Origin of the sequence: Wenzhouxiangella sp. AB-CW3 (genome assembly GCF_014725735.1) — a bacterium.
Classification (GTDB): domain Bacteria; phylum Pseudomonadota; class Gammaproteobacteria; order Xanthomonadales; family Wenzhouxiangellaceae; genus Wenzhouxiangella.
The window spans coordinates 2379313-2404487 of sequence record NZ_CP061368.1 but is presented as its reverse complement, the minus strand read 5'-3'; the positions used below and the strand labels follow the sequence as shown (position 1 = coordinate 2404487).

Annotated in this window: 19 protein-coding genes and 1 pseudogene; 12 read left to right on the top strand and 8 right to left on the bottom strand. The window is 61.3% G+C overall.

Translation table 11 applies throughout. The features are described 5' to 3' along the window. Positions 1-2 precede the first annotated feature (2 nt). Together IC757_RS10470 and IC757_RS10465 are read right to left on the bottom strand one after the other, a co-directional pair. Positions 3-359: a DUF86 domain-containing protein gene (locus tag IC757_RS10470; RefSeq protein ID WP_190974268.1), complete on the bottom strand. Its 357-nt coding sequence runs from the start codon at positions 357-359 to the stop codon at positions 3-5. Beyond that, entirely contained in the window at positions 352-642 is a 291-nt protein-coding gene (locus IC757_RS10465) for a nucleotidyltransferase family protein (protein ID WP_190974267.1), read from the bottom strand. Before IC757_RS10465 ends, IC757_RS10470 begins: the two co-directional genes overlap by 8 nt. A 158-nt stretch (positions 643-800) precedes the next feature. On the opposite strand from IC757_RS10465, the gene IC757_RS10460 reads away from it, so the two are divergent. The 7 genes from IC757_RS10460 (at position 801) to IC757_RS10430 (ending at position 12130) form a co-directional block, all read left to right on the top strand. Further along, positions 801-1691 carry an aminotransferase class IV gene (locus IC757_RS10460; protein ID WP_190974266.1) on the top strand — a complete coding sequence of 297 codons (891 nt, stop codon included), beginning with the start codon at positions 801-803 and terminating at the stop codon, positions 1689-1691. Continuing rightward, positions 1688-2437, top strand: coding sequence for an HAD family hydrolase (locus tag IC757_RS10455; protein ID WP_190974265.1), 750 nt, complete (start codon positions 1688-1690; stop codon positions 2435-2437). Before IC757_RS10460 ends, IC757_RS10455 begins: the two co-directional genes overlap by 4 nt. 149 nt (positions 2438-2586) lie before the next feature. After that, entirely contained in the window at positions 2587-5163 is a 2577-nt protein-coding gene (locus IC757_RS10450; protein WP_190974264.1) for a TonB-dependent receptor plug domain-containing protein, read from the top strand. Between the two features lie 329 nt (positions 5164-5492). Beyond that, complete coding sequence (locus IC757_RS10445; protein ID WP_190974263.1) at positions 5493-7439, top strand: TonB-dependent receptor plug domain-containing protein; 1947 nt, start codon at positions 5493-5495, stop codon at positions 7437-7439. A gap of 2 nt (positions 7440-7441) precedes the next feature. Next, on the top strand, positions 7442-11299 hold the full coding sequence (cobN, locus tag IC757_RS10440; RefSeq protein WP_190974262.1) for a cobaltochelatase subunit CobN: 3858 nt from the start codon (positions 7442-7444) through the stop codon (positions 11297-11299). Positions 11300-11324: 25 nt separating this feature from the next. Continuing rightward, on the top strand, positions 11325-11804 hold the full coding sequence (locus IC757_RS10435) for a MotA/TolQ/ExbB proton channel family protein (RefSeq protein ID WP_190974261.1): 480 nt from the start codon (positions 11325-11327) through the stop codon (positions 11802-11804). Continuing rightward, the gene (locus IC757_RS10430; protein WP_190974260.1) at positions 11801-12130 is read left to right on the top strand and encodes a DUF2149 domain-containing protein; all 330 of its coding nucleotides are present in this window, start codon (positions 11801-11803) and stop codon (positions 12128-12130) included. The genes IC757_RS10435 and IC757_RS10430 overlap by 4 nt, the downstream gene beginning before the upstream one ends. On the opposite strand, the gene IC757_RS10425 is transcribed toward IC757_RS10430, so the two are convergent. The 4 genes and pseudogenes from IC757_RS10425 to IC757_RS10410 form a co-directional block, all read right to left on the bottom strand. Further along, positions 12097-12669 (bottom strand): PH domain-containing protein, encoded by a 573-nt coding sequence (locus IC757_RS10425; protein WP_190974259.1) that lies wholly within the window; start codon positions 12667-12669, stop codon positions 12097-12099. The two genes, IC757_RS10430 and IC757_RS10425, sit on opposite strands and share 34 nt — an antisense overlap. A gap of 51 nt (positions 12670-12720) precedes the next feature. Further along, positions 12721-13299 (bottom strand): electron transport complex subunit RsxA, encoded by a 579-nt coding sequence (gene rsxA, locus IC757_RS10420; RefSeq protein ID WP_190974258.1) that lies wholly within the window; start codon positions 13297-13299, stop codon positions 12721-12723. A 226-nt stretch (positions 13300-13525) separates the two neighbouring features. Then, positions 13526-15595, bottom strand: a pseudogene (gene metG, locus IC757_RS10415) (methionine--tRNA ligase); the annotation flags it as partial. 219 nt (positions 15596-15814) lie between these two features. Further along, entirely contained in the window at positions 15815-17878 is a 2064-nt protein-coding gene (locus tag IC757_RS10410; protein WP_190974256.1) for a M13 family metallopeptidase, read from the bottom strand. Between the two features lie 179 nt (positions 17879-18057). Between IC757_RS10410 and IC757_RS10405 the strand changes: the two genes are divergently transcribed. From IC757_RS10405 to IC757_RS10395, 3 genes are all read left to right on the top strand, one after another. Next, positions 18058-19335, top strand: a complete 1278-nt coding sequence (locus IC757_RS10405) for an HD-GYP domain-containing protein (RefSeq protein ID WP_190974255.1) — start codon at positions 18058-18060, stop codon at positions 19333-19335. Between the two features lie 78 nt (positions 19336-19413). Continuing rightward, complete coding sequence (locus tag IC757_RS10400) at positions 19414-20655, top strand: HD-GYP domain-containing protein (protein WP_190974254.1); 1242 nt, start codon at positions 19414-19416, stop codon at positions 20653-20655. Between the two features lie 85 nt (positions 20656-20740). Further along, a complete protein-coding gene (locus IC757_RS10395; RefSeq protein WP_190974253.1) occupies positions 20741-21316 on the top strand; it encodes a PleD family two-component system response regulator in 576 nt (191 codons plus the stop codon). 15 nt (positions 21317-21331) lie between these two features. Here the strand turns inward: IC757_RS10395 and IC757_RS10390 are convergent, their stop codons facing one another. Continuing rightward, positions 21332-22174 carry a bifunctional nuclease domain-containing protein gene (locus IC757_RS10390; protein WP_190974252.1) on the bottom strand — a complete coding sequence of 281 codons (843 nt, stop codon included), beginning with the start codon at positions 22172-22174 and terminating at the stop codon, positions 21332-21334. Between IC757_RS10390 and IC757_RS10385 the strand changes: the two genes are divergently transcribed. Together IC757_RS10385 and IC757_RS10380 are read left to right on the top strand one after the other, a co-directional pair. Then, positions 22173-23372: a hypothetical protein gene (locus tag IC757_RS10385; protein WP_190974251.1), complete on the top strand. Its 1200-nt coding sequence runs from the start codon at positions 22173-22175 to the stop codon at positions 23370-23372. The two genes, IC757_RS10390 and IC757_RS10385, sit on opposite strands and share 2 nt — an antisense overlap. A gap of 38 nt (positions 23373-23410) precedes the next feature. Then, complete coding sequence (locus IC757_RS10380) at positions 23411-24811, top strand: sodium/proline symporter (RefSeq protein WP_190974250.1); 1401 nt, start codon at positions 23411-23413, stop codon at positions 24809-24811. Positions 24812-24817: 6 nt separating this feature from the next. Here IC757_RS10380 and IC757_RS10375 read toward each other — a convergent pair whose 3' ends face one another. Next, positions 24818-25102, bottom strand: a complete 285-nt coding sequence (locus IC757_RS10375) for an ArsR/SmtB family transcription factor (RefSeq protein ID WP_223846094.1) — start codon at positions 25100-25102, stop codon at positions 24818-24820. Positions 25103-25175: the final 73 nt, after the last annotated feature.

Genomic DNA, 25175 nt, shown 5'->3' with positions numbered 1-25175 from the left:
TGTCAGTGGTCGTGCGTTTGATCGATGGCCTTGAGATTGACTGTCAGTTCCGGAATGTCATCACGAATGATGCTCCAGATGACATCGTCATCTATACCGAGATAGGCATGAATGAGGCGATTGCGCGTTGCAATGATCTGGCGCCAGGGAATCTCGTCGTGTTTCTCGCGTATGTGATCCGGAACCTGACAGGCTGCTTCCCCGATGAGCTCGAGGTTCCTGAGGGTGGCATCATAGGTTCGGTTGTCGGCAATGAAGTCGGCCTGTGAGAGGCCCTCGGTATAGCGAAGTACTGCTTCGCAAAATCCGAGCATGTCACCGATGTAAAAGCGCCATTCCCGCGACTTGCCGTCAGGCATGAATACTGTCTCGTTCGATGAACGGTTTCAGTTCCTCTCGAATGGACTTGCGCGTGACCAGGTCGACGGGCAGGCCCAGGCGATCCTCCAGGTAGAATTGCACACCGAAGTATTGGCGGGAGGTGGCTGGACCCTTGAAATCGACCACGATGTCGACATCACTATCTTCGCCACCAGAACCTCTCGCGTGCGAGCCGAAAAGCGCCAGATCGGTCACTCCGAACTCTTTGGTCAGGTAGGGTTTGCTGTCATTGAGGATCGCGAGTATCCGTGAGCGATTCATGGCCATGAACCCCGGTTGAAATCAATGATGGCCAGTATAGCAAGGGCAGGGCTTGAGCTGATTGTGCGCCCGATGCAGACCAGGAAGCTGGCATTGGGGATCTCGCGACGGTAGATTGCTCGTTTGATCGTACATCGTGGACAAGGATCTGGAGCACCATGCAAATCTACATGAATGGCGAACTGCAGGACGAATCGAAAGCCGTGGTCTCGGTATTCGACAGCGGCTTTGTGCTCGGTGACGGGGTGTGGGAGGGCCTGCGGGTGGTCGACGGGCATCCGGCCTTTCTCGAGCCGCATCTTGATCGTCTGTTCGAGGCGGCGCGGGCCATCGTGCTGGATATCGGCCTGGACCGGGATGAGCTGACCCGGGCGATTTACGAGACCATCGAGGCCAACGGGCTGGATAACGACGCCCATCTGCGGCTGATGGTCACGCGCGGGGTGCGGCGTGAGCCCTACCAGGACCCCCGCCTGGCCGTGGGCCGGCCGACGGTGGTGATCGTGCCGGCGAAAAGTCCGCATGACCCGGCCGCCGTGGAGCGGGGGCTGAAGCTGTTTACCGTGCACGTGCGCCGCGGCGCGCCCGATGTCCAGGATCCCAAGATCAACTCGCATTCCAAGTTCAACTGCATCTCGGCCTGCATTCAGGCCAACGAAGCCGGCGCCGACGAGGCCCTGATGCTCGACCCGCACGGTTTCGTGGCCACCTGCAACTCCACCCATTTTTTCATCGTGCGCAATGGCGAGGCCTGGACCTCCAGTGGCAAGTACTGCCTGGGCGGGATTACCCGGGGCAACGTGATCCGGCTGTGCCATGACAATGGCATCGCCTGCTTCGAGAAGGATTTCAGCCTGACCGATGTCTACGGGGCCGAGGAAGCCTTCGTGACCGGCACGCTGGGCGGGCTGACGTCGGTGTGCTCGGTCGACGGGCGTGAGCTGAATACTCCCTTGCCCGGCCCGGTCACGCAACGATTGCAGGAGCTTTATGCCGAACAGATCCGCGCCGATGTGGCCAATCGCACCCGACCGGAAGGAATGGCATGAGCGAGCCGCTTCGCATTGCCATGTGGTCGGGGCCGCGCAATATCTCCACGGCCATGATGCGTGCCTGGGAGAATCGGCCTGACTGTCATGTCTCCGACGAGCCGCTGTATGCCGCCTGGCTGAGTTTGAGCGGGGCCGATCATCCCGGCCGAGACGAAGTGATCGCCGCCGGCAACACCGACTGGCGCCGGGTCGTGGCCGACCTGACTCGTGGGCTGGTGCCCGATGGTTCCGCCATCTGGTATCAGAAGCACATGTGCCATCACCTGCATCAGTCCATGGACTGGACATGGATTGGTGAGCTCACCAATATTCTGTTGATACGCCGGCCCGACGAGGTGGTCGCTTCCTACGTCAAGGCGCGCGGTACGGAGGATGTCGGGCCCGAGGATGTGGGGCTGCCACAACAGGTCCGGCTGTTTGAGTGGCTGCGGACCCAGGCGGGCCAGGCGCCCCCGGTGATCGACAGCGGGGAGTTTCTGGCCAGACCGGAAGAACATCTGCGAATGCTGTGCGACTGGCTGGGTATCGACTTCCTTCCGGCCATGCTCAGTTGGCCGGCGGGTCCGCGCGAAACCGATGGCGTATGGGCCAGGTACTGGTATGACTCGGTCTGGCGCTCGACTGGATTCTCTTCTGGCGGAAGTCGCCGGGTGTCGCTTTCGGGGCATCCGCAAAGGGTGGCCGAGCAGTGCTGGCCGCTGTATGAGCAGCTCAGAGAGCAGCGGTTGAGGGGCAAGTCCTGACCTGGGGAGGGTGTCTCACGTTTGTTAAGAAATTGTGTTAGCCTTCGCAGTTGGGAGACAAGCCCTTCCTGTTTCGAGTGCCTGCCTTCGCACGGCATGGGGGAGGATGCGTCGTTATCCCGCTTGTTCAAACTTTGGAGGACAAAGCCTTGAAGCACATACATACTGCACTACTTGCCACGGCAGTAGCCGCTGGCACGATGGCCATGGGGGAAGTAAAGGCCGGAGACGAAGCCGAAGAAACAGTGCTGGATCGCGTTCAGGTGACTGGTTCCCGTATCAGTCGTCTTGGCATCGAGCGAATCTCGCCTGTAGAAACCTATGACCGGGAAACCCTGGAGTTCGCGGGGGTGCAGACGGCACAGGATCTTTTCCTGCGCATGCCTGCTGTTGGAGCTGGCACCTTTTCAGCTCAGGGCGATTCCAACGATGACACCGGCCCGGATACCGCTTCGGTTTCCCTGCGTGGACTGGGAAGCAATGCGACGTTGATTCTCGTCAACGGCCGCCGGGTGGCCAACAGCCCGTTTGCCAAGCGGATTACCGAGTCCGGGGTCGATCTCAACACCATTCCGGTTTCTGCCATTGATCGCGTCGAGGTTCTGAAGGACGGCGCATCCGCGGTATATGGCACCGACGCCATCGCCGGCGTGGTCAACATTATCCTGCGCGATGATCTCGACGGCGCCGAATTCCACGCCAATTACGGCACCTCCTACGAGGGCGATGCAGACGAAACCAGGTTGTCGCTGCTTTGGGGTACCCAGGGTGATCGCACCAGCACCATGGTGACCCTCGACTACTACAAGCGCGATACGCTCTGGAAGTCGGACCGTCGTTATTCTCAGTCGGCCAACAAGGCGCCGCTGCATCCAGCCGGGCTGGATTTCCGCAGTTCGCTGGGTAGTGATCCGGGCGCTTACTTCCTGCTGGATTCGGAAGAATGGCAGCCGGACCCGGCCTGCCCGCCAGACCGGATCAGTGGCAGTGGTGAATTCTGCCTGTTCGACTATTCGCCGGACATGCAGCTTCGTCCGAACTCGGAACGGGCCAGCATGTTCGTCAATGTCGACCATGAACTGGCCGCCGATCAGTTCATGTACTTCGAAGGCTGGGCGCATTACCGCAACAGCCAGATTCATGGTGCTCCCGCTCCTTCGGTTGATGAGCTCTTCATCAGTGCCGATCATCCGGGTAATCCTTTCGGGGAAGACCTGATGGCGCGCTATCGCCCGGTAGATGTCGGTCGTCGTATCCAGGATCAGCGTCACGTTTCCCTGCGCGGGGTGCTGGGCGTGGCCGGCATGATTTCGGAGAACTGGGACTACGACGTCGCACTCGGCATGACCCGTCACCATGCCCAGCAGGACGGTATCAACGGGTTCATGAACGTGCGCCTGTTCCAGGAAGTCCTTGACGACTTCAGCTACGATCCCTTCGGCACGCAGCCGAATGATCCGGAGGTCATCGACCGCTTCACCAGCCGAATCACCCGCACCGGCACGTCGCGGCAGCGATTCTTCGATGCTGGTGTCGACGGCATTGCCGGCGAGTTGCCGGGTGGCCCGATCGGTCTGGCTGCCGGCTACCAGTACCGCGAGGAGTCCATTCGTGATATTCCGGACATCCAGTTCCGGCGTGGAGAAATCATCGGCACCGAGGCGACCCAGGTCCAGGGTTCCCGGGACATCAACAGTGTCTATGCCGAGGCCGTATTCCCGCTGCTGGACAACCTTGAGCTGCAGACTGCACTTCGCCACGACGACTACTCCGACTTCGGATCGACCACCAATCCGCGTATCGGTGTGATGTGGCGGGTAACGGATGAGCTTTCGCTGCGTGCCAGCTGGTCGGAAGGTTTCCGTGCCCCGAGCATTCCCGAAATCGGGCTGGGCGCCACGGAAGAGTCGCCGATCATGATTGACACGGCACGCTGTGAGCTGACCGGGGACGATCAGGACTGTGGTCCGACCGAGTACATCGTCGAGTTCAGCGGTAACCCGGATTTGCAGCCCGAGACCAGCGAATCGATCAATATGGGCGTCATCTGGCAGGCACTCGATAATCTGTCGCTGAGTGTCGACTACTGGCAGATCGAGCACGAGGGTCTGATCGGATCCGATACCCAGTGGCTGCTGGACAACGAAGGCACCAACGAAGAGTTCGTGGTACGTCTGCCGCCGACCTCCTCCGAGGCCGAGGCCGGAATCCCGGGCCGCATCGACTTCGTTCGCGACACCTTCTTCAACTTCGGTAACCAGAAGGTCGAGGGCGTTGACTTCGATGTGCGCTACACCGGACGGGAGCTGTGGGGCGGTGTCTACAGTGTCAACACCCTGGTGTCCTACACCACTACCTTTGATCGCCAGTTCCGCGAGGGTCAGCCTGTCGAGGACCTCAATGGCACCTGGCAGCGTCCCAAGCTGCGTGCCTTTGCCTCGTTCGACTGGGAAGGCGGCAACTGGGGCTGGTCAGCCGGCCTGCGTCACATCGGTTCGTATGACGATGACAGCCTGATGGACCTGGGCCGCAAGGTGTCGGCCTGGACAGTGCTGGACCTGCAGTTCCGCTACCACACCGAATGGGATGGCACGTTCACCCTCAACATCGACAATGCGCTGGACAATGAACCGCCGTTTGCGGCAAGTGATATCTGGGGTTACGACCTCGGAACACATGACCCGCGCGGTGGCTTCATCACACTCGGGTATCGTCAGGAATTCTGATACAGCTTCCTGATCTGACCTGAACGGACGGGGCGGAGCCACTGGCTCCGCCCTTTTCGTATCTGCAGCATGCCGACCTGTCAGCGTTGGTCGGCGGGTGACCGCTCCCAGGGCACCAGTACACGATTCAGCTTCATGGCCGCCGGTTGGGTTCTATTCCAGTCCTGCTGACTTGTCGTGCGCCTTGAAGACGATGCCTGTGCGTCCCTTTGCACCGTCAAATTCACGTGAAGATATATTATAACATTGCGCTTCTGATTGTGGTGCCTGTCCCCCGCGGTAGCAAGGCGCCACGAATTGCCTGAAGCTGCCGAAAAGGAAAACAATCGATGCAACGACTGACTTTCGTGCTGGCTGTCTGCGGCACGTTCTTCTTGCCTGCCGGACCCGCAGTGGCCGAAACCTCCGTTCCCGGCGCAGCGGACGCCGATCGAGTGGTGTCGGTCGCTTCTGCGCGCGAGCAGGATGTCATTGACGCCCCCGCGAGCGTTACAGTCATCAGCCGCGATGAGCTGATCATCCTGCCGGTGCGTGACATTCTGGACGCCGTCCGAGACAGCGCTGGGGTGACGCTGACATCCGAAGGTTTCACTCGGCGGGGTATAGCCCTTCGCGGTCAGCGCTCAAGCGATACCTTGTTCCTGCTGGACGGACGCCGTGTGTCGGCCTCTTCAGATGTGGTCGCACACTCCGACTTCGAGCTGGACTGGATTCCCTTCGAGGCTATCGAGAGAATCGAGGTGGTTCGAGGCCCGCTGTCATCGCTCTACGGATCCGAGGCCCTGGGTGGCGTGATCAATGTGGTGACCCGCGCTGAGACCCGAGAGTGGTCGGGTTCTGCACGATTGCGCACCGGCACGCTGACCGATGCCAGCGGCGGCCGCGAGCGACAGGCCGGCTTCTATGCCGGTGGCGGGCTTGGCGAAACCATGGCCTTGCAGCTTTTTGCCGACCACAACACACAACAGTCTGTGCCGGATCGTACCGATGAAGCAGTTTCGCTGCTTGAGGGACGGACCATGACGTCGGCCGGTTTCATCGCCCGCTGGGAGGATCCGGCCGGCGGACGCCTGCGCCTGGGGCTCAAGGGCTCCAATGAAGAGCGCGAGCGTTTCACCCGGCAGTCCGGCCCGCCGCCCAACACGCCGTTTCGTCGCGACGAAAACATCGATCGCCGGCTCTACGATTTGAGCTACAGCCGTGACTTCAATGGCCTGAGCGTTCAGGGCGGAGTGTATCGGGCGGATTTGTCACGAACCGTGGACGGCAGCATTTCCCTGGATCCCAGCCCAATCGACCTGACTGACGATATCGCTGACCTGCGTGTTTTCTTCAAGCCGAGGGAGCGCCATGACGTGCTCCTTGGCGGTGAGGTGAGACGTGAGCGGATTGCCGATGAGAGTCTGGTGGAGACCGGTCGCGAATCTGCCGACCGCGCGGCTTTGCTGGTCCAGGATCAAATTCAGCTTGCCGAAGCCGTGCGCCTGACTCTAGGTCTTAGAATGGATCACCACGATGTGTTTGGCAGTCACCTGACGCCACGGGCGTATCTGAACTGGCAAGTTTCTGATCGCTTGCGACTGCGCGGTGGCTATGGAGAAGGATTTCGGGCCCCTACACTCAAACAACTTTCCGGGCAGTTTGAAGCCTTTGGCGGTGGCGGACGCTTCCTGATTACCGGCAACCCCGATCTCGAGCCGGAAACCAGCCGTAACATGGAAGTCGGGCTGGTCTGGCATTCAGATCTCCTGCGCCTGGAGACCGTGTTTTTCCGCAATACCGCCAGTGATTTGATTCAAACGGCATGCGTCAGTGCCTGTGGGCAGTTCGGGGAGGAGGTACGCGATTATCGGAACATCGCGCGAACCCGTGTGACCGGCCTGGAGAATGCGCTGAGTTTGCCCTTTGGGGTCGGTTGGGAGGCGCGGTTGTCGCATACCTGGCTGGATGCCGAGATTCGAGACACGAATCAGGATCTGCCTGAGCGCCCATCGCATATAATCAGCGGCAGCCTGCAGTGGCAGGGCCAGGACTGGCACGTGCTGATGCGAGCCAGCCACGTGGGCAGCCAGTCGCGTCAGGTTGGGCCAGCATTCCAGGATCTGCCGTCATATACGCTATGGCACTTGGGCGTAGGGCGCGATCTGAGTGACAGGCTGACCCTGCGAGCGGGCCTGGAGAATCTGGCCGATACCGACCTGGCCGATAAATCCGAGTTCTTCCACTACTCCGAACGCCCACGATACCTGTTCCTTGCGCTGGACGGGAGGTTCTGAGCATGCGGGCTTCGACAATCGTCCTGTTCTTGGCAGCGTTGATGGGGCAATGCCTGTCTGGTGGGGTTGCAGCAAAGTCGACCGATGTCGAGCAAGCCGAAGTGGTCGTTCTGACAACCGAGTTTGTGCTGCCCGGTCGACTCGATGCCCTGGTTTCCGATGCGGAACGACACGGAATCGCTGCTGAGTGGCATCACGTTGAGCGATCCGACCCTGCTTTGCTGGCAGCAGATGTAGCAAGTGCCCGCCTGGTGGTCTTGCACGCTCCGCGAGGCAATGACCTGGCACGCATTAATGAAGCAGTCATGCCTCTGCTGCAGCGTGCCGGCAGCGACTGGTTGAGAGTCGGCACCGGCGGAACGGCCGCGCGGGGAGTGACATCCGATACGGCCTCCTTGCTGGCCGACTATTATCAGCATCCGGCACCGCAGAACCGGGATAACTTCTGGCGCCTGTTGGCAGTCGAACTGCATGGTCGGGGTGACGGGCCGACCGCCGAGCCGGTGCGTTTCCCCGAGGCGGGGATTCTACACCCGGCCCACGAGCGCCTGGTATTCCCTCATCCGACAGCATATGTTGAGTGGCTGGCCGAACGTGATCAGCCGCTAGAGCAGGCTCGGGCGGTGATCGGCATTGTCGGCTCGTCGTCCATGGTGGAAGCCGATTACCTGGGCCTGCTTGAGGCCCTGGTCGAGCGAATCGAGCAGGCAGGCGGCTTGCCGTGGGTGTTCTATCACCCCTGGCAGCAAAAGGATGGCATCACTGAAATGGTCACCCTGGACGACGGTCCGGCAGTGGATGTGGTCATCAACCTGGGTCACATCATGGGCGTCTCGCACCGTCAGGCCGAACTGGATGCGTTGAATGTGCCGCTGGTTCAGGGCTTCAACTATCGCACGGGCAATGCCGAGGATTGGCGCGATGATCCCAATGGCCTGCCAATGCGTGTTCTGCCTTCGTTCGTGGCCATCCCCGAGCAAATGGGCGCGCAGGATCCGCACGTGATTGCCGCGCTGGAAAACGGTGTGCTCGAACCCATGGAGGAACAGTTGGACGTCATGGTGCGCCGGGCCACACGCATTGCCCATTTGCGGCGCACGCCACCTGGGCAACAGCGGCTGGGACTGATGTTCTGGAGCTATCCGCCCGGCGAGCGCGGTGTATTGGCCTCCAACCTCAACCTGCCGCGCTCGCTCGAAGCGCTGTTGCCGGCCCTGAAGGCCGCCGGCTATCGCGCCGAGCCACTCAAAGCGGACCTGCTGGAACAGGCTCTGCCGGACCTGCTGGACCCCTGGACTGGTCGCGAGGACCTGGATGCCTTTGTCGAGCGTCATCCTGACCGGGTGTTGTGGCTGCCGTTGGCCGAATACAAGGCCTGGCTGGAGTCCCTGCCTGATCCGGTGCGACAGCGTCTGATTGAGCACAACGGTCCGCCAGAAGCCCATCGGATGGTGACCGATAGTCCGAACGGCAGTCGAGCTTTTGCGCTGCCGATGCTGGCCGCCGGCGAGCTGATCATGATGCCGCAGCCGCCCAGGAGTATGGACGGTGGCAACTATCACGACAGCGAGAATCCGGTGCATCATGGCTACCTGGCCGCTTATCTGGCCTTGCGCGAAGCCGTGGGTATTGATGCACTGATTCACTTCGGCACCCACGGCAGCCAGGAATTTCTGCCAGGCAAGCAGCGCGGGTTGCATGTTCATGACGACGCCATGCTGGTGCTCGACGACCTGCCGGTCATCTACCCCTACATCAGCGACAACATCGCAGAGGGCCTGCAGGCCAAGCGTCGCGGACGCGCGGTGACGGTGACTCACCAGACACCACCGTTCTCGCCGGCCGGCCTGGTTGATGAACTGCTTGAGTTGCACGATCTGCTGCATGACTGGGAAATGGTGGATGAAGGCCCGGTTCGTGCCCGACTGGAACAGCAGGTGCGCGAACGGGTCATCGACCAGCACTTCCACGATGACCTGGGCTGGACGGAGACGGCCATTGCCGAGGACTTCGTCGGCTTTGAGAGGGAGCTGCACGATTATCTGCACCAGATCGCCGCCGACAATCAGCCGCTGGGCCTGCACAGTTTCGGTCAGGCCCCGTCCGATGAGCACCGGCTGCTGACGGTTATGCAGATACTGGGAAACGAACTCTACGAAGTACTCGACATCGAGGAGCCCGGGGAACTGTTTACCGGTGAGTTCGGCCCGGTGGAAGAAACGCCGCCCTACCGATTCCTGGCCCGGTTCTTGCTCGAAGGCGAGTCGCCGGCCGACATCAATGGGCAGCAGCGCGCAATGGTCGATGAGGCACTTGAACTCGATGAGCTGTTGCGCGCCGGTGGTGAGATTCCCGGCCTGCTGCGTGCACTTCAGGGCGGATACCTGCCTACCAGCCCGGGCGGTGATCCCATTCGCAATCGCGACCTGCTGCCCACCGGCCGCAATCTCTTCGGATTCGATCCGGCCCGCATGCCCACGGCCACGGCCTGGGAGGTCGGGCAGGAGCTGGCCAATGACCTGCTGGCCACCCATTACCAGGAGCATGGCCGCTGGCCACAGCGAATCGCACTGGCCCTGTGGAGCTCCGAAGCCATGCGCCATCAGGGTGCCATGGAGGCCAAGGCGCTGTATCTGCTTGGGCTTGAGCCCGTTTGGGACGAAGGCGGCCGTGTGGTCGGGCTGGATATCATCCCTGCCGATCAGCTTGACCGCCCGCGCGTGGATGTGGTGTTCTCGGCCACGGGGGTTTATCGCGATCAGTTCCCGCAGTTCGTCGATCATCTCGCCGGGGCAATGCCTCGCCTGGCTGAGCTTGACGAGGCCGGCAATCCGATTGCCGAGCAAAGCCAGATGATGACCCAGGCGCTGATCGAGCGCGGGCTCGATCGTGATCAGGCGCTGGCCATGTCTTCGCTACGGGTGTTCTCCAACACCATGGGCGATTACGGCACCGGTCTGACCGACACCACGCTGGATGCCGAGTTCTGGGATGAGGAGGAGCAACTGGCCGATATCTTCCTGACCCGCATGAACACTGCCTATGGGGCCGAGGGGATGCCGGTCGAGGCCAGCTTCAATGGCTATGATCTGTTTGCCGAGCAACTGGCTTCGGTCGAAGCCGCCGTGCTGTCGCGCTCGTCCAATCTGCATGGCCTGCTGTCAACCGATCATCCCTTCGAATACCTGGGCGGGCTGTCGCTGGCGGTCCGGCGTTTGTCCGGCCAGTCGCCGGCGTTGTACGTGGGCAATCTGCGCGACCCATCCGCTTCGGGCCAGTTGATGCCGGCATCACAGTTTCTGTCATCGGAGCTGCGCAGCCGCTATCACCACCGCCAGTGGCTCTCGGCGATGCAGGCCGAAGGCTATGCCGGCACTCTGGAGTTGCTTAACGTCGTCAACAACAGTTTCGGCTGGCAGGTCATGGACCCGACCATGCTGCGCCCGGATCAATGGCAGGCGTTTCATGAAATCTATGTGGAAGACGCCCTGGGGCTGGGACTGGACGAATGGTTCCGAGAGCACAACCCCAATGCACTGGCGCGCATTACCGAGCGCCTGCTGGAGCTGGTCTGGCGCGACTACTGGGAACCTGCTGACGAAACGCTCGAGTCCCTGCTGGAGACTTACCAGGACTTGATGGAACACGGCGGTGCCGGCCAGCGGGCCAGTGAGGAAATAGCCGACCTGGCACGCGGATTCGGACTGGACGGACTGGCGCCACAGACCGTGGCCGGCCAGCAGCTGGCCGCGATCCCGACAGCCGAACCCGTGATGCCCACGTTCAACCTGCCTTTGTTTCTGCTGCTGATCCTTTTGCCACTGTTGCTGGGTGGTGCTGTGCAGTGGCTCCGCCATTAATGAATTGATTCAGGAAGGAAAAGACATGAATCCACTTGAATTGTTGATGTACCAGATTTCCACGGTCTTTCTGTGGCCGGTGTTGCTTCTGATTCTGCTGCTGTTTGTCTACGGGTTTTACCTGCTCGGTCGATTCCTGGTCGAGGCACTGCAACGGCGCCAGCGCTCGCCAGAAGCGGTCTGTTCGCTGCATGCCTGGCAGCGACGGCATGGCGTATACGATGGCGATGCACTTGAACTGGAAGTGTTGCGCCAGCTTGAGCCCCTGCGAGTCATCAGTCGCGTCTGCCCCATGCTGGGACTGGTCGCGACCATGATTCCACTGGCGCCGGCCCTGTTGGCGTTGGGCGAGGGCGATTTCGGTCAGGTCGGCGAGCACCTGGTCGTGGCGTTCTCCGCAGTGATCGTCGCTCTGGTTACCGCCTCCATCGTGTTTCTGATTCTCAACGTTCGCCGGCGCTGGCTGCTGACTTCGCTGCACCGCATTGAGCAGGCCGCATCATGAGTCATCGTTTCCTGGAGTTTGAGGATGATGACCCGATGTTGTCGGTGGTCAACGTGGTCGATGTCTTCCTGGTCATGATCGCTGTTTTGCTGCTGATCGTAGCGACCAACCCGTTCAATGTTTTCTCCAGCGATGATGACATGATCGTCGTTCGCAACCCCGGTGAAGAGAACATGGAAATTCTGATTCGCGAGGGGCAGGAGCTGACTCGTTACGAATCGACCGGGGACATCGGCGAGGGCCGCGGTACCCGCGCCGGGACAACCTATCGGCTTGACGACGGGTCGCTGATCTACGTGCCAGATGAGGGTTCGGATGACGATTGAGTATCAAGCTTTTCCTCGATGCGCTTGAGGGTGTCGCGGATATCCGTCAGAAGGGACGTGTGATCGGTCGCCGGTGATGCCGTTGACGTCGAAGATGATGGTTCGCTGTCATCGTCACTGATGCGGTCGCGCTGGTCGAGTACCGCATCGCGGAAATTGTCGACGTCTGCCAGGCCGACAACCGTCACCAGCGCGCCGGTGGCGGACTGGCCGGCGGTTTCCACGCGCATGCCCTTGATATCGAACAGCCGCATCAGCGGTCCCTGGTTGAGGGCCAGGTCGGTGATTTGTTCCAGTGGAATGGATTTTTCTTCGGTACTGATGATGCCACGGCGCACCTTCAGGTCGCGCCGGGTCAGAACCACTTCCAGTCGCTGGTAGTAGCGTTCAAGCAGGTACTTCGAGAGCGGCCAGGTGATTGGCAACAGCAGAATGCCAACGACGGTGATGACCGAGAAAATGACGATGCCCCACAGGTGGTAGCGAATGGCCTCGGGCTTGATTACGGCCTGCCTGATGACCGGGCTGCGATCTTGCATGGTCTGGTGACCTTTCTTTCGCGTTCGCTACCCGATTATACGGAATCCGTTCTACAAACGCGCAAAGCCGGTAAACCCCATAAAGGCCAGTGCCATCAGACCGGCGGTGATCAGGCCGATGGGGGCGCCTTTGAAACTGGCCGGGACGTCGGCCATGGCCAGGCGTTCGCGGGCGGCGGCGAGCATGACCAGGACCAGGCCGAAGCCAGCGGCCGCGCCCAGGCCGTAGAAGGCCGACTCGACCAGGCTGTGCTGCTCGCGCAGGTTGAGCAGGGCCACGCCGAGCACGGCGCAGTTGCTGGTGATCAGCGGCAGGTAGATGCCGAGCACGCGATGCAGCAGCGGGGCGGAGTGGCGCATGAATAGTTCGGTCAGCTGCACCAGCACGGCGATGACGAGGATGAAGCCGACGGTCGACAGGTACATGAGCCCCAATGGCTCCAGCACCCAGCGGGTCAGCAGATAGCTGGAAACCGAGGCCAGTGTGAGCACGAAGGCCGTGGCCAGCGACATGCCGGCAGCCGAGGAAACATTCGACGACACCCCCATGAACGGGCACAGCCCAAGAAACTGGATCAGGACAAAGTTGTTGACCAGCGCAGCGGAGATGACAATGAGCACCAGGTCCATGGCTAATGGGGCGGTGAAAGGAAAAAGGTAAAAGGTGAAAGGAGATTGGGCTGGCAGCCGTTGAGATGCGGGAAGGTGGCCAACGAACAGGCCTTGCCGTTGGTCACCGGAGCAACAAATCGGAGTCGTACCGTCATCCGGATGCCGTCTGCCGTTTCATCTTCCACTAATCACCTTTAACCTTTCACCTTTGACCTTTCACCTTTTTCCTTTCACCTTTCACCGCCTAACTAATCCTCATCCCCGGCTCGGCCCCACTGTCCGGCGAGAGCAGATACGGCCGGCCATTGTCGTCGCTGGCGGCCAGCACCATGCCTTCGGAGACGCCGAAGCGCATCTTGCGCGGTTCGAGGTTGGCGACCACCACGGTCAGGCGGCCGTCGAGTTCTTCGGGGCGGTAGTGCTTTCGGATGCCGGCGAGCACCTGACGCTGGCCGAGTTCACCCAGGTCGAGCTGCAGGCGCAGCAGCTTGTCGGCACCTTCGACTTCCTCGGCCTTTGCGATACGGGCGACGCGCAGTTCCACCTTGATGAACTCGTCGAACTGGATCATGTTGCTCTGTTCCTTCTTCTCTTTCTTGGCGTCGGCCTCTTTATCCGTGTCGGCGGCAGCCAGTGATTCCCGGCTGGCAGCCAGCAGCTTGTCGGTCTGTTCTTCCTCGACGCGCTGAATCAGCGGCTTGAACTTGTTGATTTCGTGGTTGAGCAGCGGGGCATCGACGGTGCTGAAGTCATCCAGCCGGATGTTGAGAAACTGCCCGGCCTTGTGGGCGGTGAACGGAATGACCGGAGAGAGCCAGGTCATCAGCAGCTTGAACAGGTTCAGGCCCTGAGTGCAGATGGCGACGACCTTGTCCTCGTTGCCCGCTTCCTTGGCCAGCACCCAGGGCTGGTGCTCGGCGATATAGCGATTGGCCTCGTCGGCCAGCGCCATGATGCGACGCACTGCGGAATGGTAGTTGCGATTCTCGTAGTCGGCGCAGATGGCGTCGTGTTCGGCCACGAAGCGCTGGTACAGCTCGGGGTCGGGCAGTTCGGCGGCCAGCTTGCCGCCGCCGAGCTTGCGGATGAATCCGGCCGAGCGGCTGGCGATGTTGACCAGTTTGCCGACCAGGTCGGAGTTGACCCGGTAGCGGAAGTCCTCGAGGTTGAGATCGATGTCGGCCAGCCCCGAGCCCAGCTTGGCGGCAAAGTAGTAGCGCAGGTAATCCGGTTCGAAGTGATCGAGCCAGGTGCGCGCCATGATGAAAGTGCCGCGCGATTTCGACATCTTGGTGCCGTTGACGGTGAGAAAACCGTGGGCGTAGACGCCGTCGGGACGGCGAAAGCCCGCGCCCTCGAGCATCGCCGGCCAGAACAGGCAGTGGAAGTAGATGATGTCCTTGCCGATGAAATGATGCATCTCGACGCCGGAGTCGGGGTTCATCCACTCCTCGAAATCCATGCCATGCTGCTCGCACAATTCGTGGAAGCTGGCCAGATAACCCACCGGGGCATCGAGCCAGACGTAGAAGAACTTGTCGTCGGTGTTGGGAATGCGGAAGCCGAAATAGGGCGCGTCTCGGGTCACGTCCCAGTCTCTCAGGCCATCGGCAAACCACTCCTCGAGTTTGTTGGCCACCTCGTCCTGCAGGGCACCGGAGCGCATCCATTGCTTCAGGCTGTCCTGGAATTCCGACAGGCTGACGAAATAGTGCTCGGTGGATTTCATCACCGGGGTGGAACCGGAGATGACCGAGCGTGGTTCGACCAGCTCGGTGGGATTGTAGGTCGCACCGCAGGCCTCGCAGGAGTCACCGTATTGGTCCTCGGCCCCACAGCGCGGGCAGCTGCCCTTGATGAAGCGGTCGGGCAGGAACATGTTGCGCTCGGTGTCGAAGAACTGCTCGATGGTGCGGGTGGCGACCACGCCGCGATCCTTCAACGCACCCCAGATGCGCTCGACCAGCATGCGATTGGTGCTGGTATGGGTCGAGGAAAAATTATCGTAGGACAGACCGAAATCATCAAAATCCTGCAGATGCTCGGCATGCATCTTCTCGATGAGCTGCTCGGGCGTCACGCCGTGCTTTTCGGCATGCAGCATGATGGGCGTGCCATGCGCATCGTCGGCCCAGGCGAAATGCACCTCGTGGCCCCGCGCCCGCTGGAATCGTGCCCAGATATCGGTCTGAATGTATTCAAGCATGTGGCCGATATGAATCGAACCATTGGCATAGGGCAGGGCGGCGGTGACCAGGATGCGGCGAGGCTGAGTCATGGATGCTCTTCTGTGATCGTGACAGGTGTCAAAGTCGAACCAAAAATTATCGCACGCCCAAAGCCCAACGTGGCCACCGTTCCCAAAACTCCCCCCGAAGACTGAAGCCCCCCGGCCCCACCACCCCTAAAGATGCCCGCCCTTCACACTTCACGCTTCACACTTCACACTTCACACTCAACACCCAAAACGCCCCCAAAAGAAAAGGGGCCACACCCGCGGCCCCTTCCCTCACCAGCGCCTCGGAAGGCGTCATCACCAGATACTGACGCGCTCTTCAGCCGGAACATACAGTTCGTGGTCCGGACCGACGTCGAAGGCGTCGTACCAGGCATCGATGTTGCGCACCACGCCGTTAACTCGGTAGCGCGGCGGGCTGTGCGGGCCTTGTATGAGCTGGGCGCGCAGGGCTTCCTCGCTGGCCCAGAGGTTGCGCCAGACCTGACCCCAGGCCATGAAGAAGCGCTGCTCTCCGGTGTAGCCATCCAGCACAGGGGCTTCGCCATCATGGTGGTCTGCCAGGTACATGCGATAAGCGTGCAGGGCGATGGACAGGCCGCCGAGGTCGCCGATGTTCTCGCCCAGGGCCAGTTCGCCGTTGACGTTCATGCCTTCAATGGGCTCGAACTCGTTGTATTGCGCGACCAGGCGCGCGGTGCGTTCCTCGAACTGTTCACGGGACTGGTCGGTCCACCAATTCCTCAGTACGCCGTCGGCGTCCGAGCGGCTGCCCTGGTCGTCGAAACCATGGCCCATTTCGTGTCCGATGACGCCGCCGATTGCGCCGAAGTTGACCGCCGGGTCGGCGTAGGGGTCAAAGAACGGGGGTTGCAGTATCGCCGCCGGGAAGGCGATTTCGTTACGGGGCGGGGAGTAGTAGGCATTGACGGTTTGCGGCGTCATGCCCCATTCCCATTCCCGAACCGGTTCGTCGAGGCGGGCGAGGTTGTCGGCCCATTGCCACTCGCTCACGCGGCGGGAATTTCCGATCAGATCATCGGCGGCAATGGTGACATCGGAGTAGTCGCGCCACTTGTCCGGGTAGCCGATCTTGGGCAGGAAGGATTCGAGCTTGCGTTCGGCCTCGACCCGGGTCTCGTCGTCCATCCACGGCAGCTCGTCGAGTCGCTCGGCGAAGGCGCGGCGCAGGTAGCCGACCAGTTCCAGCATCTGTTCGCGGTATTCGGGCGGAAAGTGCTCGGCCACGTAGAGTTTTCCAACCAGCTCGCCGAGCCGGCCGCTGACGGTGTTGATGGCGCGACGATCACGCGGCCGTTGCTCGTCGACACCACCGAGCTGGCGTTGAAACAGTTCGAAGTGGGCGCGTTCGAAGTCGCTTGAAAGCAGTGGGGCATGGTTGTTGATCCAGTGGAAGGCATGCCAGCTTGCCCAGGTGTCGGCCGGTGTTTCGGCGAATACGTCGGCGTTGGCGATGACGGCTTCGTCAGTGGCCATGACCAGCTCGTCGATCTCGCCCAGGCCGCGTTCGGCAAGGAAAGTCTGCCAGGGAAAGGCCGGCGCCAGCTCGTCGAGCTCGGAGCGCTCGATCAGGCGGTAGTTGGCCTGGCGGTCGCGCTGCTGGACCCGTGTCCAGTGATTTTCGGCAATCCGGGTTTCCAGGTCGAGTATGGCGTCGGCTCGCTGTTCGGCCTGATCAACGCCGGCACGCTTGAAGGTGGCAGCGATGTAGTCGCGATAGGCCTTTCGGTGCCCCGGAAACGGTTCTTCATCGCGCAGGTAGTAGTCCCGGTCTGGCATGCCCAGGCCGGATTGCCGAACGTGGGTGACGTGTCGCTGCGGGTCGCCCAGGTCGAGGGTGACGTAGGCGGCGGCCAGTGAGCCGGTGCCGTGGGCGCCCATCCAGCGTGCGGCGGCTTCATGGCTGCCGATGGCCAGGAGCTCGTCGAGAGTTTCACGAATCGGATCAAGTCCGAGGGCATCCAGCTTTTCGGTGTCCATGTAGCTGTTGAACAGGTCACCGATCTGTTGTTCTGGCGTTCCCGCGCTGTTCTCGTTTTCTTGAGCCTGGAGGATGATGGACTCGACCCGGTCTTCGGAGAGCAGCCGCAGCTCGGAGAAGGCGCCGAAGCGTGAGAAGCCGGCCGGAATTTCGGTGCTCTCCAGCCAGCCTTCGTTGACCCAGTCGAAGAAGTCGTTGCCGGGTTCCAGGGTGTCGCTGATGTGTCGGGTTTCGACACCCCAGGAGCCGAGTTCGGCGCTTCCCTGATCCATGGCGGTGACGGGATCATCGGCCAGTGCGGGACCGAGGCTTGCGCCCAGTACGAGCGTGGTGGCAAAAGCAAGTGCTGTTTTTCTCATGAAGGGTCCTGTGAGTGGATGCTTTGTTCTGAAATTCGACTTGCCCGGCCGGGACATGCCCGGACAGGTGATTTTTCCATTGACCGCATCGGGCCCGTCGGGTTCAGCCGGATGTGGCCCGAATTCGCCGCAATTGCTGGCATAATGGCACGGTGGTCGCATATTCCAGGTAAACGGGTTTGAGCAAGGGAAAGTCACCGGATTCGATTTGGCAACGCGAGATGATTGTCCATCCCTCGGATCTCGAGGTGGGCAATTATGTCGTGCGTCTGGACATCCCATGGATTGACACTCCCTTTCCGCTTCAGGGTGTTCTGATTGATTCGGAAAAGACCCGGAGCTGGTTCGAGGAGCATTGCGAGTGGGTGGTCATCGATCTGGAGCAGTCCAGCGCACCGCCGCAACAGCGGCGGCCCATGCGCAAGCGCGACAAGCCGGAGTCCCGAACCTCTGGCTCGAATACCGACCCCGAGCACCCGATCAATGCCCTGAGAGGCCGCAAGCTGGATCGGGAGAGCGTGGGGGTGGCACTTCGGGCCTATGGCCTGCTCGATCACCAGGCGCGCCACCTGATCAGGGGCTTTGCCCGGCAGGGCACGCTCGAGATCAAGACTGCCGAGCGGGTTGTCGCCGAACTGGCCACCTATCTTCAGAAAAACCTGGCCGCGATGGTCTGGCTCACCCGGATCAAGGACCGGGATGACTACACTGCGCAGCATTCCATCAACTCCGCCATTCTGGCCATGGGGCTGGCGCACGCGCTGGAGTGGTCGCCGGATCGCATCGAGCTGGCGGGACTGGCGGCGCTGCTTCATGATGTCGGCAACGTCGAAATCGATACCGAGATTCTGCAAAAGCCGGACTTGCTGACAGAGGCCGAGTATCGGGAAATCAAGACCCATACGACGCGCGGCTACGAATTGCTCTCCGAGCGTGACGAGCTCGACCCGGTGGTGGCGCTGGCGGCGCTGGAGCACCATGAGCGTGGTGACGGCAAGGGTTACCCCTACGGCAAGGGAGCGGCTGATCTGAACCCCGTCTCCAAGCTGGTTGCCGTGGTGGATGTCTACGACGCAGTGACTTCCCAGCGCAGCTACCGCGCGGCCCGCTCGCACCATGATGCACTGGGCATACTCTGGCGCGGGCGCGATCACAAGTTCGACCGGCACATGGTCGAAACCTTTATCCAGTTCATGGGCTGGGTGGCGCCGGGCACGCTGGTGCGCCTGTCCAATGGCGATCTGGCAGTGGTCGAGGAGACCAATATCGTGCAGGGGTTCTATCCCATCGTCCGGCGGCTGGAGCATGGCGGTGCAGGCTACCGGGCCGGTGAGCAGATCGATCTGGCCACGCTCAAGGATGCTGATGGCAAGCACCTGATTCACATCGAGGAGGTGCTTCCGGACGGGGCCCATGGGGTGAATGTCAAGGCATTGCTGGTAGCGATGCTGGACTGAGGCGCTGCGGCTCCCGCAAGCAAAATATTCATGGTGTTACCATGAATTGACTTCGTCTGACCATGGAGGGGTGGCAGCATGTCTTCGGAACAACCGCGCTGGATGGTCGAGAGTCGCATCGATCCGAATGATTTGCGCATTGGCCACTTCGTGACCCGTCTCGACATTCCCTGGCGCGAAACCCGCTTCCCGCTTGAGGGTGTGCTGATCGATTCCCCGGAAATCAAGGCATGGATGGTGGCCAACTGTTCCTGGGTGGTGGTGTCCCATGTGCGCGGGCCGGAGGCCGATTTGCAGCTGCCACCCGGTGAGATCGGAGGCGCCGATGCTGAAAAGCCCTCCGGACCACCCCGTAAAACCCTGACCGGCGAGATTTCGGCCAAGTCCCTGCGCCAGGCGCTGGAAACGCGTGGCTCATTGGAGCGGCAGGTTCGTGACCTGATTGATCAGTTCAAACAGCGCGGGCGGGTGGATATTGCCGAGGCGCAAACGGTCGCGCGCGAACTGGCCGAGGTGCTGGAGCACAATCTGGCGGCACTGGTTTGGCTGACTCGGATCAAGGACCGCGACGACTATACGGCCCAGCACTGCATCAATGTTTCGATCCTTGCCATGGGGCTGGCACATGCCCTGGACTGGGAAGGCTTCGAGCTGGAGTGTGCCGGCCTGTCGGGCCTGCTGCATGACCTGGGCAAGATTCATGTGGATCAAACGGTCCTCAAAAAGGAGGGGCGGCTGACCGAGGCCGAGTTCGCCGAGGTCAAGCGTCATGCCGAACTCGGCTACAAGATGCTGAAGGGAGAGGGCGGATTGCCGGATTCGGTGCTCGAAGCCGTGCTGTCGCATCATGAGCGTCCCGATGGCAGCGGTTACCCGCGCGGCCTGTCGGCGAAGAGTATTCCGCCGATGGCCCGTCTGGTGTCGATCGTGGATGCCTACGATGCCATCACCTCTCACCGGGTCTACGACCCGGCGCGGTCCCATCATGAGGCGCTGGGCATTCTGTGGAAACAGCGAGGTCGGCAGTTCGATGCGGAAATGGTGGAGGCTTTCAATCAGATCATGGGTTGGGTCACGCCGGGAACGTTGGTCCGGTTGACTGACGAGCGTCTGGCCGTTGTCCTTCAGGCCAAGGACGGACGTGGATTGCTGCCCATGGTTCGGCTGCTGGAGTCCGGTGAGAAAGGTTACCGGCTGGCCGACCGGCTGGACCTGGCTGCCGAGGCCAGGTCGCGGGGCGCAGCCGCCTTGCGCATAGCCCAGGTGCTCCCCGATGGCGCCGAGGGTGTCGATATTCGTGATCTGGCCATAAATTTCTGATTCATTTCCCGATTTCTTTGCGTTGCCGGCTGGCTTGCCGGATAATCGGCGCTTTATCAACCAAACCCTTAAGGGAGGGAGTCGAATGGGGCAGCTTGACCGCTTTCGCCGGTTGCTGGGGATGGGACAGTCGGATGATCGGCGCAGCCGCAAGCGGGTTCATGCCCGGCGTGGCACGCGGGTACTGATTGTCGATGATTCCCGCACCATCAGTGCGGCGCTCAGCCACATGCTGCGGCAGAACGGTTACGAGACGATGACCGCCGAAGATGCCGAATCGGCGCTGGAGATGGTGGTCGAACAGCCCCCGGAGCTGATCTTTCTCGACATCGTCCTGCCGGGCATGAGTGGATTCAAGGCCTTGCGACAGTTTCGACGCCTCAAGCAGACCGCTGAGGTGCCCATCATCATGATCAGCGGCAACCCGCAGGCAGTCGAACAGTTCTATCTCAAGAAGATCGGCGCTGACGACTTCATGAAAAAGCCCTTTGGCCGCGCCGAGGTCTTTGCTCGCCTGGAGCGTTTGGTGGTCGACGGTGTCTTGGAGGGTCGCGGGTCGCTGGTCAACCCCGAGCCCGTGGTTGATGCCGACGCGGATGCCGACGAAATCGATAGCCAACCCGCGACCGAATCCACGCCCGAATCCGATACCAAGCGGTAAGCCCGAAGACTTGAATCAAAGTCGTTGTCGTCGCTCGGGATCGATCTCGGGCACCTCCGTGGAAAGCTCGACCTCATGGGTCTCGCCCTCGTGCCAGAATCTGATCATGGCCTTGCCCTCGGCGGTTGCGGCGCTGATGCTTTCGAGAAAGTCCATCGGAGTTTCAATCGTTTCGTCATCGACGGCAAGAATCAGCGCGCCGGCCCGTAGTCCGGCCTGTTCGGCATGCGAACGACTGTTGGTGACCAGCACGCCCGGTTCATCGGGCAGGTTGAGCGCCTGGCGAATGTCGTCACTAGCCGGCATGACGGTGATGCCGATGGCTGTCACGACTTCGTCGTCGTCATCCAGGCCACGAAACGGAATGTCTTCACCCGCCTCGAGTATGGCCGGGGCAACCAGTATGCTTGCGCCGGTGCGTGCTGCAAGTGCCAGACCATCGCTGGGCCGTGTGTCGACGCGGACGATCTCGTCACTGTCGGCCCGACTCAGTTCCAGTGCACCGTAATAGGTGCCATTGCGCAGTTCATCGACGATGACTCGTTCCAGCTTGGCGTCCAGCGACTGGATGAGGTCGGTCGCGAGGTCATGGGTCATGGGGCGCTCCGATTCGATACCCCGCTGGGCCACCAGGATGGCGCGTGCCTCGTTCGGGCCGATGAAAATGGGTACGATTCGACCGTCATCCGGTTCGCGTAGCAGCACAACGGGCGTGCCGGTCATGGGCTCGACGGCCACGCTGGCCAGCTCGGCGGGCACCAGGGTGTCGAACTCCACTGCCAGCTCGCGAGCACCGGTATGGCCGCACAGGCCGATACCGATGATCAGAATGCTCAAATAACGGGAGATGTATTGCATGGAAGGGTTACTCCTGCGCACCATATTGCTCAGGGTACAGGTTTCGGCCAAGGATTGCGTGATGGTGCTGCTGTTTGCCGTGTTCATTCTGCTCTTCGTGTCACTGGCTCAGGCCGCCGATGATGGTCCATGGGCTCATGGCGGGGACCTTCGAACCGGCCTGTTCGTCACGGAACGCAAGGCACGTAACGGCGAGGTCGAGCGTGACAGTCAGGGACAGGCGCGACTCAGAGCCTGGTTGCAGCGGGAACTCGCCGACGATTGGCGCTTTCGTGCCCGGCTGGCCGGTCGCGCTTCCACGGCAGGCAATGATTTCGGCCTGAAGTTCGATCGATACCGGGCATCGCCCACCGGCACGAATGTCGGGGAAATGCACTTCGACGAGTTCTACCTCGGCCATGGCGCTCCCGGCGCCGATCATCAATGGCGACTGGGGCGCTTTCAGACCGCTATCACGTTGCCTGTCGTGCCTGGAAAGAGCCTGGATCGGAACGATTCCTCGAATGTCGGTATCGGCTGGACCGATGGTTTTCACTGGCAGGCCAGGATCGGTTCGGCGTGGAAAACCCACCTGATCGGGCAGGTCAATCATCGCCTTGGAGCAGGCAATACAGTGCGTTCGCCGCTGGACTTCTCAGTGGATGGGAGCCGTCTGGGCGGCTATATTGCATTGGAGGCGACCGAGCATCCCGGGCCGTTGGTCATGCGTGTGCTCAGCGTCAACTGGGTGCCCAATGCGCTTGCAGTCGAAGGAGCCGGGTCTGATCGTCGCCAGGACTACGTGACCGCCGCGATGAAGACGGCGGCAGCCTGGCCGCTGGGCGATGACGGCACACGGCTGCTGGTCGCCGCTGAGCTCGGGCAGGCCTTGAATCGACCAGGCCCGGAAGTCTTGTCATTGCCGGGCAAAGACCGAGTTTCCGGTGACGCATGGCAAGTCAGCGCCAATCTGATGGATCTGCTGCCGGGGCACCACCTGGGTGCCGTTTACGGGCGTGCCGGCGGTGGCTGGCTGACATCCAACGACTACCGCAACAACGACGAGCTGCTCGAGATTCGTTATCAGCGCCGTTTCACGCCCGCTCTGTCCGTTGAGGTCCGTTATCGCTGGCGCCGCGAGCTGGAGAGAAGATTGGGTGCTGACGGCCTGCAGGTCGACGAGGATGTCTATGCCCGTGTGACCTGGCGCATGCGCTGAGTGAAACGCTTGCCGGGCTTCAGGTAAACTCGGGCGCCATGGTTGCGACAACACTGGTCATTTACCTCGTGGTGTTGCTGGGCATCGGTATCTGGGCTCAGCGGCGTATTGGCAATACCGAGGACTTTCACCTGGCCGGCCGGCGCATGGGGCCGATCGTGGCGGCGTTGAGCGCTTCGGCCAGCTCCTCTTCTGCATGGACCCTGCTGGGCATGTCCGGAGCGGCGTACGCTTGGGGATTGCAGGCGGTATGGCTGATTCCGGCGGTGGTGTCCGGGTTTTTCATCAACTGGGTGTTGATTGCGCCCCGTTTGCAGCCGGCCAGCCACTCCAATCAGGCCCTGACGCTGGTCGAGTTTCTGGCCAGCGATTCGCCGCAGCCCGCAGAGCGGCGCCTGCGCATGCTGGGGGCGCTGATCATCCTGTTCTGTTTCACCTTTTATGTGGCATCACAGTTCCAGGCGGCCGGATCGGCCATCAGCACCGCGCTCCCGGTGACGTCGTCACTGGCCATGGTGGTCGGTGCAGCCATTGTCATCGTGTACGTTTTTCTGGGCGGGTTCTGGGCCGCCAGTGTCACCGATGCCCTGCAGGGCCTGATGATGCTGGTCGTCGCCCTGGTGTTGCCGATCGTGGCGCTGCTGGCCGTGGGTGGGCCCGTGGCATTGTGGGAAGGCATGCTGGCGCTGGGAGATCCTTCCCTGGTTCGGCTGGTGGATCAGCCTGGTCTCTTGCTGGCCATGGTGTTCGTGGCCGGTCTGTTTGGCATCGGACTTGGCTACCCCGGGCAACCTCACGTGGTCAATCGCTTCATGGCCCTGAAATCGGCCGATCAGATTCCGTTTGCGCGCAACGTTGCCCTGTCCTGGGCGGTATTGATGTATATCGGTATGGTGATCCTGGGTTGGTCGGGCCGGGTTCTGATGCCCGAGCTGGCCGATGCCGAGTCGGTTTTGCTGCGACTGGCGGTGGACCTGCTGCCAGCCGTGCTGGGTGGTCTGATTACCGGCGGTGTGCTTGCGGCCATCATGTCCACCTCCGACAGCCAGTTGCTGGTGGCCGGATCGGCCGTGAGTCATGATCTCAGGCGAGGTCGGCTCTCGCTGGCGGTCGACCGTCTGGTCATCGTGGTACTGGGAATTGCCGCCGTACTGCTGGCCCTGTTCTTTCCGGCCACCATTTTCGATCGGGTGCTGTTTGCCTGGCAGGCGTTGGGCAATGCCTTCGGGCCACTGCTGATCGTCATGTTGTTCTGGGGGCGGGTCCCTGCGACCTACAGGCTGGCCACCATGGCGACAGGGTTTCTGTTGACCGTGGTGATCAGTTTCTTTCCCCAGGCGCCGGGCAATGCCATCGAGCGATTGGTGCCCTTTGTTCTGGGGCTGGGTCTTGCCTGGTTTGGTTGGTACAGGGGGAGGCTGGGCAGCGGCGGTCAGTGAGTGAGTTCAGCGCGGCTTGCAGAATTGCTCGTAGAGTGCGGCCATGACCGCATGCACTTCCTCGCTGGCCAGGGAATAGTAGATGGTTTGCTGATCCCGCCGGGTGCGGACCAGGCCACTGTTTCTCAGTAGTGCCAGATGCTGAGACAGTGCCGACTGGCTCAGTGGCAGGTGCGAGTTGAGCTCACTGACTGACATTTCCGCGTCCACCAGGTGACACAGGATGATTAGCCGGTTCGGGTTGGCCATCAGTTTCAGGAAACGCGCCGCCGTTTCAGCCTGACGGGCCATTTCCCGGGGGCTCAGGTGGGGCAGAGGCTCAGTTTGGCGGGCAGTATCACTCATAGCACTGCCATTATCGCGC